Genomic DNA, 13,224 nt, shown 5'->3' with positions numbered 1-13,224 from the left:
CTAGTACGCGATGACGACGAGCTGAGCGCGGTCGGGGGCGTTCAGTTTGGTCATGGCGCGGTGTATGTGGCTGCGTAGTACGGTCAGCGGGCTCACCACCAGCTTGTCGGCGATCTCGGAGTTGGGCTTGCCGTGGGCGGCCAGGGCGACCACTTCGCGTTCACGGTCGCGTCTGGCCAGACCACGGGCAGAGGCCGCTCGACGCTGCCCTGCTGGGGGCCTGCGAGGTTTTCCAGCCGATGGGGCAGGCGACTGCGGTAGCGCGTCTGTAGTACCTCGGCGGCGGTCATCGATTCGTAGGTATGGACACTGTCTCGCTTGTGATCGTCTCCGTCAGGGCGAACGGCGGTCATCGAGGCCATGATGCAGTGCTTCGCACACAGGGGGCCTACCACCGCCGCTCGCCCCTCAGACGGCAGGGTCCGGATTACCGCTGTTGCTTGGCGCGGGGGTCCTGGGTCTCGTTGTCTGCCGCGATATGGCCATGCTGCTGATACGGCATCTCGTCCGGGTGCCGTTCGAGCCTGGTGCGCCGCCAGGCCGCGTCGAAGGAGAGATTGCCCTGGCTGGCTCGCGCCAGCTTCCACGCACGCCAGCTCGTCCAGGGCGAGAGCAGCCATCGCCAGACTGACGTGCTCACCGGACCACCTCACCCGGGGGGCTGAGACGGAAACCTGCCACTCTGCTCACGACTCGGCCCCCCGCTCGGCCGGGGCGTGCCCGTTGACCAGGGCTTGTGCCTTCGCGGCGTGGTGTGGCCGGTGGGCGCTGTCCATGCCGGCGGCAAGCAGCGTGTACAGCATGCGTTTTTGGGTGTGGTCGGGGAAGCTGGCGAGGAACTCGCGCAGTACTTCGACGGCTTCGTGCTCGACGCTGCGCTCGTCCTCAGGGCGATGCCGGGCGAAGACCTCTGCGATCGTGTTTGCCTCGTCGGCGAAGCGCGGGAGTTGGGACCAGTCGGTGTTGTCCCGCTCGATCCATCGCGCCAACAGGGCGGCGGGGTCGGCGAGTTCGAGGGCGAGTGCGTCGGTCTTCTGCCGTCGCAGGATGTCGGTCACGGCCTGCCGGCGCTGAGCGGCCAGTAGCGCGGCCACGGCGGCCCGGTCGTCGGGCAGCAGGTCGAGTGTGAGCTTGGCCGTGAATTCGACGGGAGGGTCGGTGGGCAGCTGACGTACTCGGGCGAGGTGCTGGCCGCAGGCATCCCGCGCCGAGGCGAGGTCGGCCGGGTCGCACATCTTCGAAACCTTGCTCGCAGCGTCCCTGAGCGTGGTGCGCACGGCCCCTGTGATCTCCTCGACGGGGCTGGGGTAGGGCGGCTCGGTGAGCACAGTGGCCGTGATCCGGGCGGTGAAGCCGATCCCGGGACAGGCGCTACGCAGGCGCACGTCGAATCGGGTCAGACCGCGCTGCACCGCTTTGCGCGCACGGCGGCGCGACCATCGGGTGGAGGCCATCGGTCAGGACTCCGCCGAGGCGCGCTCGTGCGCGGTGATCAGGGAGGAGAGCATCGGGGGCAGCCGGAGGTCCTTGCGCAGGTCGATGACCGCCTCGCCGTCGGCGACTCCGGGTTCGCCGAAGATGAGCGCGGCGACCGGGGAGGCGACCAGGTGGCCCAGCATGATCTGGTTGAGGAGGTCCGTCAGGAGCTCGGTCGGCATGTCCGCTGCCTTCCGCGCCTCGGCCCAGGCGGTCAGCAGCTGCCGGCATTCGGCTTCGACCCGGGTGTCGGCCAAGGCCGCGTTCCAGCCGTCCAGCAGCGCTTCCTTGATGTCTTCCTTCTGTTCGGCCGCCGCCAGCATCACTTGCAGAACGTACGGGTCCACCCGCGGATCCAGCAGCGACAGGAAGGCCCGGTGTCCGGCCAGGTGCTTCTTCTCAGTGGCCCACTTGATGACGGTGCTCCACACCCGCGGCAGCTGGCCGTCGCGTGCGGCGATGTCCCGCAATGCCTCCTGCGCTGTCCGTACGGCCTCGTCCGTCTCAGGCCGGTCGAGGATGTGTCGCAGGCGCACGAGGGCCTGGCGCGGGTAGTGCTCGGCGAACTCGCCCTGGCAGACCAGCGCGACGACCGTCGCGACGGCCTCCGATTCGTCCTGAGCTGAGTCCAGAAGCAGGGCACGGACCTGGACGCCCAGTGTGTCGGCCTCGGCGGCGACCGTCAGGACACGGGCGATCAACTCGCGGTGCTCAGTGCTGTCGGCGCCCTTGTCGATCCAGGCGTGGATCTGCTTGACGACACGGATGTCGTTCTCCGCTACGGCCAGTTCGACCAGGAGGTCGCCGATGGCGGCCAGCCGGTCGACCCCGGGGCCCTTGGGCGCGGTGAGGGTGTCCAGCCACTGCAACAGATGGGGGTGGATGTCGGCCCGCTGCTGCCACAGGTGGAGCAGGACGGCACGTGCGTAGCCGGATTTGTGATCGAGGGAGACCGTCCGTCCGTTGACCTCGGCGCCCATCTTCGTCAGCCGGGTGGTCAGATCGGGTCCGGTCAGGATGGTGCGGACGTCCGTTTCCGGATCATCGCCCAGCAGCGCTCGGGCGCTGTTCTGGATGGTGAGCGCGTCCTTGCCGTTGAGGAACAGGGACGAGATGAGCAGGGCGCGGTCCTCGGGCTCGTCCTCGGTCTCCGTGAAGACATTCTTCACGGCCGTGCGCCACTCTCGGAAGGAGCTCAGGGCGTTTTTGAGACCGTCCGGGGAGTCCTCCGCGGAGGCGAGCTTGGCGGCCAGCCGGGCGGCATCGTCGGGACGGCTGCTGTCGGTCAGCAGGTGCCCGGCCTCGCCGGCCGAGCCTTCCTCCGTCGGCGTGGTGAGCCAGCGGATCCTGTCCGGCAGGTGGTGAACGTACTCCAGGTGCGACCTGGCCACGCGGTGCGGGGAGGGCCGGGCCGTGGCGCGGGCGACGACGCCGACGACGGCTGCCGACACGCCCTCGGGCCACCCGTGTTCGTCGGCGATCACGACTAGGAAGGAGCCCGAGAACTTCAATTCCTCGGCGTAACTCACCAGTTGCTGGGCAACGAGTCCGGGCTTGTGCCAGGAGCTGATCTCCGCGGCCACGTCCAGCAGGTAGCACCTTCCCGGTTCATCGGGCAGCTCGCCGATGTCCGGTAGGCCGGACTTTTCCCAGTCCGGTGCGATCGACTGCAGCTTCAGAGCCTTGCCCCCGGAACGCTCCTCCGCCTGCGAGACCTCCCACAACGCCTTGATGCCGGCAGCGCGTTTACCGTATCCGGGAGGCCCGGCGATGACGGCCAGTCGCGGTCCGCCCCCGGTGAGCCGCTCGATCGCGTCGGATGCCGTCCGCACCCGTTCGTCGCGCACGCTCAGCTCCACCCATGCCCGGCGTACGGCGCGGAGTTCGCTCTGCGGGATGTCGGTGACCGGCAGTGGTGGTTTGCTCGTCATCGTGACGGAGCCCGCAGCCACGATGATCTTCGAGTTCTTAGTGTCGCGGATCTCCACCTGTTGGCCGGGTGCCAGCGGGGCCATGGGCGGTCGCGGTGGTGGAGGGACGGCCCCGGAAAAGCTCTCCTCGCTCACCGGCTCTGCTCCGGAGCGCGGTAGTGGAAGCCGCCCGAGGTATTGATGTCGCCGCCGGAGACGACGACCATGCTCTCGGTGTTGTGGTGCACGCTCGTCCGCGCCCCGTCACTGGTTCCCTTGGCCTGGTCAGCCAGATCCTGCAACTCCTGCGCCGCGTCCGGATGCTTCTGCAGGAACGCCGCCAGCTGGATCATCAGCTCGGTCCGCAGCCGGTCCTCCACGGACCCGCGCTCGCTCTCCGAGCTGGCCACAAGCCGCTGCCGCGCTGTGTCGATCAACCGCAAATCCTGCTGGGCGCTCTCCTCCCCGCCACGCCGGAAGAGCCGTGCCGCAGCGGCCCGCATGGAATCCCACGTGCTCTTGGCCATCTCGGCGACCAGGGCTCCGGCTCCCACGCCCGCGACCTGCATGATGTCCAACGTCTCCCCCAGGGTCGTATCCCCTGCTCGGCGAGGCGTGCAGGGGTCGGCGGCATATTCGACACATCAGGGTGGATGTCTGTGCAGGGGTCGGCAATCGAAAGTATTTGCCACATATCTGATCGCGTAATTCTCAACTGATTGGAACCGGTCAGTCCTTGTGGGTGTGGTGGTGCGCACGTGAGGCAAGGCGGCGAAAACTATGGCAAAACGGTCTACTGGTAGATGATTTGCGAGACTATTTGGCCAATGGATTGCTTTGGGTAATTGTCCTGAAGTGGGTGCAGTAGGCAGATGTGAGCTCCAGGAGTCGGTTACGCGGGTGGTGTATGAGCGGCGAACGGGGTGGGGCCGTGAGTTCTTTTGCTCGGGTCGGGAGCGGTGATCGTGCCGCTCGGCAGCGGGAGAGGCTGCGCGTGAGTCGCGCCGTTGATGGCGAGGCCTCCCGCCACTCGGAGACCAAGATCTCTAAGAGATGGGTTAAGGGGCGACCCGCTGGTCAGGGGGGCAGGTTTATCTGTCACGGCTGACGCTCGGGATCAGCGACACCGTCAGCCGACTCATCATTCGGCCGCTTTTGCTGACCCTTCGACAGCAGCTCCCAGTAAAGATCTCCTGAGGGGAGAGCCACGTTCCACGAGGAGAGGAACGCCGCCAGCCGGTCGAGCACCGGAGGCAGGGCGACAGGAGCAAGCCCACATTCACGCGCGATGCGGTCCACCTCGGTACACCCGTGTCCGGTCGAGAAATCGGAGTGCGCCGCAAGACAGAGAGCGACCAGCCTCAGACTTGCGTCGCCGGCGCCTGCACGACCGCCTCCTGCCGTACGCAGCGCCCAGTCAGCCGCACGCCTGCGGTCCGGGCGTGCGGGTGCGAGCAGAACATCGTCAAGGATCTGGGCAACCACCACACCGCCCTCAGAGCCTGGGAGAATCGGCACTCGGCGGAGCCACCGCGACTGCTCTAGCTCCCTCCAGGGGCCCGGATCACAATCGAGGCGAAGGCTGCGCAGGACCCCGATTGGCAGTCGCACTCGCCTTGCCGAGTCCATGCGCAGGAGGCACTGCACCGCGAGGAGCCGGGCCACAGCCCCGGTGTGGCTGGGCAGGGTCGCGGCCAGATAGCTGAGCATCTCGCGCACCCGAATTTGCTCACCCGGCCCCTTGGGTTGCCGGCCGCGACGGCGCGAGGGGCCGTCCGGCGACGTCGTGTCCGTGCGCAGGAAGGTTTCCGGCACCACGGCCGCTTGTTCCGTCACCGAGGCGCAGGCCGTACACGCGTCCGCCAGGCGCCAGAGCCGCCCACCACGCTCACGCGCTAGAAGCAGGCGGATAGGGCCGGCACAGCCGCGGTGACGGGGGTGCCAACGGCAGCCTCGTTCATGGCACTGGCAGGTGCGCATGTAGGGCGGCAGGTCGTCGCCTCGGGCGTGCCTTGCCAGATGCTCGAGCACCGCAGAGCGCGCGGATACGGTAGCGAGCAGCACACCCCTGTGGTCGCACTGCTGACACACGAGCTGCGGCCCGCTGGCGCCGGGTCGCAGCTCCACGATCCAGGCACGCCGCGCAGTTGGGCGTGTTGTGCAGAGCCTCATGGCGCGCTCCTCCCGATTCCGTCCCGCGCCGTCGTTCGCCACGAAGTGCGGCAGACGCACACCGTAGTGCAGACCTCTGCCCTTTCGCCTTGCGTTGCCACCTGCGGAAATAGGGCAGAGGTCTGCACTGACAGGGCAGGGTTCTGCCCCGTCGGATGGTCAGGTGACGATCTTTCCTCCCGATCCGGACTTCGGGGCGCTCCGCTTGGAGCTCGCGCGCCTGAGGGCGGCCAAGGGATGGACCTATGACGAGCTCGCCGCCCGAAGCGGCCTCGCCAGACGGACTCTGATCGAGATCGAGCAGGGCCGCACGATCGGGACCTTGAAGACCTGGCATGCTCTCGCTCACGCACTGAGCACCCCGCTTGACGAACTCTTCGCCACTCTGTGCAACGGTCACGAGCCCCCTGAAAAGAACAGTGGCTGACAGCTCCGGACAGCCATGTCCAACCGCCCGAATCGGTGACTCAGTGCGAACATGTGATCGCATAATCGAAAGTCAGTCTCACTCGATGCGGCAGTCCGGGGGACATCTGCGGTAGCGACACCGATGGATCGGCGCGTTGGCTGGCAGGTTCGCCCTCATGCGCTTCACACCACCCACTCCGCGTTCTTGGGATGGCAGCCCCGTACATGTCCGTACGAGGCGGTCTCTCCTCGTAAGCAACGACAGCGCCAGTCGCCTGCTGCGATGCGGCCAGGGCGACCATTGCCGGGATTGCGGCAACCTCATCGAGTGGTATCACCGCATCAACGAGCGGCCCATCCGTCTGCATCCTCACGAACTGCCCGCCGAGAAGGTGCCCGTCTCCTGCCACTGGCACGTCAGCTCCGGTGTCGCTCATCCAGCGGGCGATGGCAGCAGATGGTGCCGCCTGCCGCACAGCATGCTGTGCCCTGCTCGCGAAGGTCAGGTAGCCGTCCCTGAACTGGCAGGACTGCGTCGCGCCCTGGCGGTCAACACCCGACGCATGATCGACAGAGGCGCGTTTACTCCTCCCTCCGTTCCGCCGAAGGCCGGCGCCTCACCAGGGACCGTTTGCCGTCCGGCCCGACCCGTCGTGCAACTCCTGTACATCCGCTACCTCGCCAACCACCCGGTGGACGAAATCCAGTGCGTCGCCCAGACTCGACGACGCCACCGCTGCACCAGCCCCCTGCTCGCACCGGAGACGCTGGCAGGCATCTGGACCCTCCTGCCCGTCACGACGGCACACGGCCAACTGCCCTTGCCCGGCGAGGTCATGGCCGTCTACGCGCTCACCGGTCTGCCGTATGCCGAACAACTGCGCTGGAGGGCTCAACGCTGCCCCGAGCACGCCGCGATCCCCACGGCCGCCGACGTTGCAGTGCCCGAGTGGGAGCCCTTCGACCCGCTCCTCCACCACGAACACGTCCACACACGAGTCCCGACCCTGACCAGACGTCAGGGACTTGCCGGCCGGGGCAGGAAGGCGGCAAAGTCGTGACCGCGCACCATGCAATCGAGATCACCCTCAGTCGACCGGCCACCCATTGTGAGCTGCGTCGTGCATGCCGTGCCGTCCCGCTGGGTGCCAACACCGACCACACCAGACTGCTGGCCCTCCAGCGTGCCAAGACACCGGGGCGCGCGTTGCGAACCCTTCGGAATCGACTCGACGCCCTGCTGCCCATCGACGTCCTGACTACCCACTACCCGGACCGACAGGGCTGCGTTCTGCTGAACGTCGCCTTCAGTCGCGCCGTCCACACCGCCGTCCGGCAGGCCGCCGCAGCCCGCGGCCAGCGACCCCGCGACTTCCTCAGGAAGACCGTGACCGCTGATGTCGTACAACACCACGAGGAGCGCGCCCGCCATCTGACGAACCAGTTGGAAGGGCTGCTGGCCCAGTACAACCCAGAAGACCTCTTGCTCTGCGCAGCGAACACCCTCCTTAAGCACAGCCGCAGACCGAGCGGCGAGCCTTCCTCCACTCCCTCCTGAGGAGCCGTTGTGCCCACCCCGACCGACGAACAGGTCCAAGCTGCCGACGCCTTCCGAGCAGGAGAGCACCTCGTCCTGCAAGCGGGAGCCGGTACCGGCAAGACCACCACCCTCGCGATGCTCGCCGTCAGTACCCAACGACGGGGCCGTTACATCGCCTTCAACAAGGACATCGCTCACGACGCCGCAACACGCTTTCCTCGTACGGTGATGTGCAAGACCGCTCACGCGACCGCGTACGCAGCTCTCGGCCACCGCTACGCCGGCCGGCTCAACGGCCCTCGACAGCCTGCTTGGAAGGCAGGGCAGGCCCTCGGCATCACTCGATCCATTCGCATCGGTGATCACGAGATCAGCCACAGGACGCTCTCCCACACGGCGCTTCGTACCGTCACTCGCTTCTGTCAATCCGCCGACCGCACTCTCGCCCACCATCACGTACCGCCCTTGCGTCACCTCGGAAGTGTCACCGACTTTGCCCAACTCGCCGACACCGTCCTGCCGTTTGCGATCAAGGCCTGGGCGGACCTGCAAAACCCCGACCGAGGAGTGGTCCGCTTGGAGCACGACCACTACCTGAAGATGTGGGCTCTAACCGCACCCAAGATCGAGGCGGACTTCCTGTTTCTCGACGAAGCCCAGGACACAGCCGCGGTCCTCGAGCAGGTCTTCAACGCCCAGCGCGACCATGCCCAACTCGTCATGGTCGGTGACTCGGCCCAGGCCATCTACGGATGGCGCGGCGCCCGCGATGTGATGACCGGCTTCGATGCTATTGCGCTCACTCTGACCCGTTCGTTCCGCTTCGGCCCTCTCCTCGCCGAGCAAGCCAACCGATGGCTCGAACTGGCCGAGGCCCCCATCCGGCTGACGGGGAGCGAGACGATCCCGACCGAGGTCGGTGCCGTCGACACTCCGGACGCGGTGCTGTGCCGTACCAACATCGGCGCCATGGCCGAAGTCATGCGGCTCCTCGCCGAGGGCCACCGCGTCGCCCTCGCTCGCGGCGGACACACGCTCGCCGCATTGGCGTTGGCGGCTCGCGATCTCAAAGAGGGCCGCCGAACCACCCACCCGGAACTCGTCCTGTTCTCCTCATGGGGTGAAGTACAGGACTACGCCGCGTACGATCCTGCCGGCGGCGACCTCCAGCCCTTCGTCGACCTCGTCGACACCCACGGCCCCGACGCCATCCTCGCCGCAGTCGACGAACTCACCGACGAGGAACACGCCGACGTAACTGTGTCCACGGCTCACAAGGCCAAGGGTCGCGAATGGCCAACTGTCCGGATCGGCGACGATTTTCCACCCCCAAAGGACACCGACCAGCACGACGTCGAGGGCCGCCCGATCCCGGAACCTGTCAACGATACTGACGCCCGCCTCGCATACGTCGCGGTCACGCGTGCTCGTCGCCAACTCGATCTAGGTGGGTTGTCCTGGATCGATACACATCTCACGGCGTCAAGTGCCACTCAGAGCCAGTAACGGGCCTTGCAAACGTGCTCGGATGGGCATGATCGGTGTGTCCATTTGGCCGCTGACAACGTGGGTTCGATGGGACGAGTCGGCGAACGCGCATAGGAGGAGGCGGTGGGCCGCTTCTTGCTGGTCGCGTTCAGCCTCATGAGGGGTCTTCGAACTTAACCGTGCCCGGTAGGCACGGTCCGCTGTCAGGGTCCTGACGGGTGCAGAACGCCCGTGACGTTCTGTGATTCTTCGAGTTGCGACGCTTGAAGATCACGTGAAGGACCACGGGCTTGTCCAACCATGCGACGCGGCTGTTCGGCTTGGTCGGGGTGGAGGTGGTCGGCGTCGTGGTCGGCGCCGACGACATTCCGATGCCGGCCCTGGTCACCCGCGACGAGCAGGCCCGATGCTGTCCCGACTGCGGGGTGCGGTCCGGGCGGCCTCACTCCTGGGTACGCACTCGTCCGCGGAACCTGCCCGTGGCCGGGCGGCGAACCGGTCCGACCTGGACCAAGCGCCGATGGCGGTGCGTCAACGAGCAGTGCCGGCGCACGACGTTCACCGAGGCGCTGCCGTCGATCCCACCGCGGTCGCGGTTGACGTCGCGGCTGCGTACCTCGGTCGGGGAAGCGGTCGCCGACCGCGGACGGACGGTGGTGCAGGCCGCGCGCGACTTCGAGGTGTCGTGGCCGGTGGCGAACACCGCGTTCACGGCCGCGGCCGAGGCTGCGCTGCCGAAGGACACGCCGCCGGTGACGCACCTCGGGATCGACGAGACCCGACGCGGGAAGGCGAAGTTCCGCCTGGTCGAGGCGCCCGGCGGCGGTGAGATCTGGGAAGTCGTCGCCGACCGGTGGCATGTCGTCGGGCTGGTTGACCTGGTCGGCGGTGCCGGGCTGCTGGGGCAGGTCGAGGGCCGCACCGCGGCGAGTGTGTCGGCGTGGATCGGCGCCCAGACTCGCCAGTGGCGGGCCGGGGTCCAGGTGGTCGCGATCGACATGTGCACCGTGTTCAAAGCCGCGGTGCGCGACTCGCTGCCGCACGTCAGCACGTGATGGCCGCAGATCCTCGCCGCGATCACGATCGGCGTCACCAACGCCGCCTCCGAAGGGATCAACAGGGCGATCAAAACCGACGCCGTTCATCTCTACGCGAACGCGTTGTAAGTCAAGCATCGCCGAACCCTGATCGGGAGATGCATAAAGGATTCATATAAAACTGCTATGCTTCAGGCGTGAGTCGCCGAGACGCCGCGCACGGCGCTTCCGATGCCATCGGGTCAGCCCTCTACGGTCTGGCCACCAGGGCCGTGAGACGCCTTCCCCGCGACATGAGCCTGACGTCCGCCGCCACCTTGGCCACCCTGGACAAGACCGGCCCGCGACGGATCACCGATCTGGCGGTGGCCGAGGGCGTCACCCAGCCTGCGATGACCGTCCTGGTCCGGGTGATGGAGGAATCCGGGCTGGTCGAGCGGAAGGGCGATCCGTCCGACAAGCGGGTCACGCTGGTGTGCCTGACCGAGGCCGGCGCGTCGTACGTCCGGACGCGACGCCAGGCGGGCGTCGACGCGTACGCGCGGTTGATCGACGAACTCACCGGTGACGAGGTCGAGGCCTTGGCAGCAGCCCTTCCGGCGCTGCTGCATCTGGCGGAGCTCGAAAGCCACGCCCGAGAGGAGTCGGACCGGTGACCGCGGCCCAGGCTCATGACCAGCCCATGAGCACTGCCCTGATACGTTCCGAGGCACGTCTGCTGGTCCCCGCCCTGATGTTCATCGCCCTGGTCGTGGCGGCGGCCGCCAGCCTCGGGACGCCGCTCATCACCAGCGTGGCGACCACGTTCCACGTCTCCCTCGACAGCGCGCAGTGGACGCTGACCATCGCCCTGCTCAGCGGCGCCGTCGCCACACCCGTCCTCGGCCGGCTCGGAGCCGGCCCGCACCGGCGGGCCACGATTCTCGCCACGCTGGCGATCGTCGTCGTCGGCAGCGCGCTCACCGTGCTGCCGCTGCCGTTCGCCTGGCTGCTCGTGGGCAGAGCGGCCCAAGGCGTCGGACTCGGTCTCACGGCGCTGATGATGGGCGTGGCCCGCGACCATCTTCCCGAGGAGCGCAGCGCGGCCACGATCGCCCTGATCTCAGTGGTCTCCATCATCGGAGCCGGCCTCGGCTACCCGCTGGCCGCGCTGCTCGCCGAGTTCGGCGGACTGCGGGCCGCCTACGGCCTCGGCCTGCTCGTCACCGCCATCGCCTTCGTGACCGCGTGGCGCTCCATGCCCGCAGCTCCCGAAGGCCGCTCCGCTCACGTGAACGTGGCCGGTGCGCTCGTCCTGGCGGGTGGACTGCTCCTCGTCCTGTTCCTGGCCGGCGAGAGGAGCCTGTGGAGCCGACACCTCGCCGTGGCGGTGACCCTTGCCGTCGCCGCCGTACTCCTGCTCTGCGTCTGGACCGTTTCCGAACTGCGAACCAAGACGCCCCTGGTAGACGTCCGGGCGGTACGGCACCCGGCGGTCGCCGGGGCGAACATCGCCATGTTCGTCGGCGGGAGCGGCATGTACCTCCTGCTCACGCTCATCACCCGCTACGCGCAGACGCCGCACAGCGCCGGCTACGGCTTCGGACTGACCACCTTCGTGGCGGGGCTGGTCCTCATCCCGTTCTCCGTGCTGGGGTTCGTCGCCGGCAAGCTCACGCCGCGGGTCCGCGAACGGATCGACGGCCCCCTGCTCCTGGCCGGCAGCGCCGCCATCGTCGGCGGCGGGTTCGTCCTGTTCGCCACCGCCCGGTCCAACCTGGCCGAACTGCTCGCCGCGATGGGCGTGCTGGGCTTCGGCGTCGGCAGCTTCTCGGCCGCCATGCCCGGCGTCATCCTGGCCGTCACCCCCAAGAGCGAGACGTCGAGCGCCATGAGCTTCAACTACGTCGTCCGCAGCGTCGGGTACTCCCTGGGCAGCGCCATCGGCGGTCTGATCCTGGCCGCCGGCACCGCCACGGGCCGCCTCTTCCCGAACGACGACGCCTACACGACCGCGGCGCTGGTCGGCGTCGCCGCGATGGCGATCACGACGATGGCCGGCCTCGCCCTCGCCCGCCGACGCCCACCCGAGACCAATCCGATCACAGCCCCAGTCGGTAGGCCGGGCCCGGGCCGGTCGACTCGAACCGGAAGCTGAGGATCGAAGCCGTCCGACTTCGACGCCGTCTCCGTCGGCTCGCTGACCCACAGCGCGCCGGCCATGGATCCGAGCATCCTTCTGATCATCAATTCCGAACACAGGAGATACCGTGGCCAAGGGCTACTGGGTCAGCGTCTACCGCACCATCGCGGACCCCGAGAAGCTGGATGCCTACAACAAGCTGGCTGGCCCAGCCGTCAGGGCCGCGGGAGGGCGGCTGCTCGCCCGCGACGGCCGGGTCGTCGCACACGACGCCGGAATCGCCGAGCGCACCATCCTGATCGAGTTCGACAGCTTCGAACAGGCGGTCGCCGCACATGCGAGTGCGGCCTACCAGGAGGCGCTGGCCGCACTTGCTGACGGCGTCGAGCGCGACTTCCGCATCATCGAAGGCCTCGACTGACGATTGAGGCGATGTTGGAGAAGTAGAACGTGCCTCCGGGGCGGCACAGGCGGGACAGAGTGGTGCGGATCAGGGCTCGGGCGAAGCGTTCTTCGAGGTAGTCGAAGAGGCCTCCGGCCAGGACCAGGTCGAAGGGGCCGTGGTCGGCGGCCTGGTGGGCGGCGGTGCGCAGGACGTTGCCGGGGGCCGCGGCGGTCTGGGCGCGGGTCACGGGCGGCAGGTGTGTGAGGGCGTCGGGGTCGACGTCGTTGAGGACCAGGCGGTCGCGGCGGGGTGCAGGAGAGCCGGGTCGACTCGGCGCAGGTCGGCGGCGCCTCCGGACGCTATCAGCAGGATGCGGCGGCCGGTGGCGCACGCGGGGGTCGTGCTCGGGACGTCCGCCGGGCCGCTCCCGAATGCGGACTCGATGAGTGCGGCCTGGTGGGCAATCTTGTTGCGGTGCTGGTCGGTGATGGGAGCGTGCAGGAGGTAGTCGTCGAAGTGGTGGCCCCAGGTGCCGGGCACGCTTCCGGGCTGACCGCGCAGGATGTACTCGATGATCTCGAAGTCGCTGACCCGGCCGCGAGCCTGTTCACGGCTCAGCTGGACCATGCCGCTGGCGTCGGCGAACATCTCGGCCGGCGGTGCCATGGCCGCCGTGACGGTGTCCT

At 68.0% G+C, this 13,224-nt stretch carries 15 protein-coding genes and 2 pseudogenes; 9 read left to right on the top strand and 8 right to left on the bottom strand.

What is annotated here, in order from left to right; all coding sequences use genetic code 11:
- The 6 genes and pseudogenes from ACF07B_RS34155 to ACF07B_RS34130 form a co-directional block, all read right to left on the bottom strand.
- Positions 1-168: pseudogene (locus ACF07B_RS34155) on the bottom strand (helix-turn-helix transcriptional regulator); the annotation flags it as partial.
- A 259-nt stretch (positions 169-427) separates the two neighbouring features.
- Positions 428-640, bottom strand: coding sequence for a hypothetical protein (locus ACF07B_RS34150; protein ID WP_392181778.1), 213 nt, complete (start codon positions 638-640; stop codon positions 428-430).
- A gap of 46 nt (positions 641-686) precedes the next feature.
- Entirely contained in the window at positions 687-1,454 is a 768-nt protein-coding gene (locus ACF07B_RS34145) for a hypothetical protein (protein WP_392181777.1), read from the bottom strand.
- 3 nt (positions 1,455-1,457) lie between these two features.
- Entirely contained in the window at positions 1,458-3,491 is a 2,034-nt protein-coding gene (locus ACF07B_RS34140; protein ID WP_392181776.1) for a hypothetical protein, read from the bottom strand.
- 47 nt (positions 3,492-3,538) lie between these two features.
- Complete coding sequence (locus tag ACF07B_RS34135) at positions 3,539-3,955, bottom strand: hypothetical protein (protein WP_392181775.1); 417 nt, start codon at positions 3,953-3,955, stop codon at positions 3,539-3,541.
- 529 nt (positions 3,956-4,484) lie between these two features.
- Positions 4,485-4,685: a hypothetical protein gene (locus ACF07B_RS34130; protein ID WP_392181774.1), complete on the bottom strand. Its 201-nt coding sequence runs from the start codon at positions 4,683-4,685 to the stop codon at positions 4,485-4,487.
- Positions 4,686-5,721: 1,036 nt separating this feature from the next.
- Here ACF07B_RS34130 and ACF07B_RS34125 point away from each other — a divergent pair.
- From ACF07B_RS34125 to ACF07B_RS34085, 9 genes and pseudogenes are all read left to right on the top strand, one after another.
- Positions 5,722-5,985: a helix-turn-helix transcriptional regulator gene (locus tag ACF07B_RS34125; protein WP_392181773.1), complete on the top strand. Its 264-nt coding sequence runs from the start codon at positions 5,722-5,724 to the stop codon at positions 5,983-5,985.
- 157 nt (positions 5,986-6,142) lie between these two features.
- Positions 6,143-6,526 (top strand): annotated as a pseudogene (locus ACF07B_RS34120) (DUF6083 domain-containing protein); the annotation flags it as partial.
- Between the two features lie 93 nt (positions 6,527-6,619).
- Positions 6,620-7,027: a hypothetical protein gene (locus tag ACF07B_RS34115; protein ID WP_392181846.1), complete on the top strand. Its 408-nt coding sequence runs from the start codon at positions 6,620-6,622 to the stop codon at positions 7,025-7,027.
- The gene (locus tag ACF07B_RS34110; RefSeq protein ID WP_392181772.1) at positions 7,024-7,524 is read left to right on the top strand and encodes a hypothetical protein; all 501 of its coding nucleotides are present in this window, start codon (positions 7,024-7,026) and stop codon (positions 7,522-7,524) included. The genes ACF07B_RS34115 and ACF07B_RS34110 overlap by 4 nt, the downstream gene beginning before the upstream one ends.
- Positions 7,525-7,533: 9 nt before the next feature.
- Positions 7,534-9,012: a UvrD-helicase domain-containing protein gene (locus ACF07B_RS34105; RefSeq protein WP_392181771.1), complete on the top strand. Its 1,479-nt coding sequence runs from the start codon at positions 7,534-7,536 to the stop codon at positions 9,010-9,012.
- A gap of 272 nt (positions 9,013-9,284) precedes the next feature.
- Positions 9,285-10,049: a transposase family protein gene (locus ACF07B_RS34100; RefSeq protein WP_392181770.1), complete on the top strand. Its 765-nt coding sequence runs from the start codon at positions 9,285-9,287 to the stop codon at positions 10,047-10,049.
- A gap of 179 nt (positions 10,050-10,228) precedes the next feature.
- Positions 10,229-10,687, top strand: coding sequence for a MarR family winged helix-turn-helix transcriptional regulator (locus ACF07B_RS34095; RefSeq protein WP_229876805.1), 459 nt, complete (start codon positions 10,229-10,231; stop codon positions 10,685-10,687).
- A gap of 26 nt (positions 10,688-10,713) precedes the next feature.
- The gene (locus tag ACF07B_RS34090; protein WP_392181769.1) at positions 10,714-12,168 is read left to right on the top strand and encodes an MFS transporter; all 1,455 of its coding nucleotides are present in this window, start codon (positions 10,714-10,716) and stop codon (positions 12,166-12,168) included.
- A 112-nt stretch (positions 12,169-12,280) separates the two neighbouring features.
- A complete protein-coding gene (locus tag ACF07B_RS34085; RefSeq protein WP_392181768.1) occupies positions 12,281-12,574 on the top strand; it encodes a DUF1330 domain-containing protein in 294 nt (97 codons plus the stop codon).
- Here ACF07B_RS34085 and ACF07B_RS34080 read toward each other — a convergent pair.
- Together ACF07B_RS34080 and ACF07B_RS34075 are read right to left on the bottom strand one after the other, a co-directional pair.
- The gene (locus ACF07B_RS34080) at positions 12,555-12,785 is read right to left on the bottom strand and encodes a hypothetical protein (RefSeq protein WP_392181767.1); all 231 of its coding nucleotides are present in this window, start codon (positions 12,783-12,785) and stop codon (positions 12,555-12,557) included. The two genes, ACF07B_RS34085 and ACF07B_RS34080, sit on opposite strands and share 20 nt — an antisense overlap.
- Positions 12,782-13,204: a hypothetical protein gene (locus tag ACF07B_RS34075; RefSeq protein ID WP_392181766.1), complete on the bottom strand. Its 423-nt coding sequence runs from the start codon at positions 13,202-13,204 to the stop codon at positions 12,782-12,784. Before ACF07B_RS34075 ends, ACF07B_RS34080 begins: the two co-directional genes overlap by 4 nt.
- Between the last annotated feature and the right edge of the window lie 20 nt (positions 13,205-13,224).

The sequence above is a fragment of the Streptomyces sp. NPDC015532 genome (assembly GCF_043078065.1).
Taxonomy (GTDB): Bacteria; Actinomycetota; Actinomycetes; order Streptomycetales; family Streptomycetaceae; genus Streptomyces.
The sequence above is the reverse complement of the archived record's forward strand: the minus strand, read 5'-3'. Positions and strand labels throughout refer to the sequence as shown.

Coding starts and splice junctions, on each gene's coding strand:
- ACF07B_RS34135 (WP_392181775.1), bottom strand. CDS start 3,955: ATGCAGGTCGCGGGCGTGGGAGCCGGAGCCCTGGTCGCCGAGATGGCC.
- ACF07B_RS34090 (WP_392181769.1), top strand. CDS start 10,714: ATGAGCACTGCCCTGATACGTTCCGAGGCACGTCTGCTGGTCCCCGCC.
- ACF07B_RS34145 (WP_392181777.1), bottom strand. CDS start 1,454: ATGGCCTCCACCCGATGGTCGCGCCGCCGTGCGCGCAAAGCGGTGCAG.
- ACF07B_RS34075 (WP_392181766.1), bottom strand. CDS start 13,204: ATGGCACCGCCGGCCGAGATGTTCGCCGACGCCAGCGGCATGGTCCAG.
- ACF07B_RS34140 (WP_392181776.1), bottom strand. CDS start 3,491: ATGGCCCCGCTGGCACCCGGCCAACAGGTGGAGATCCGCGACACTAAG.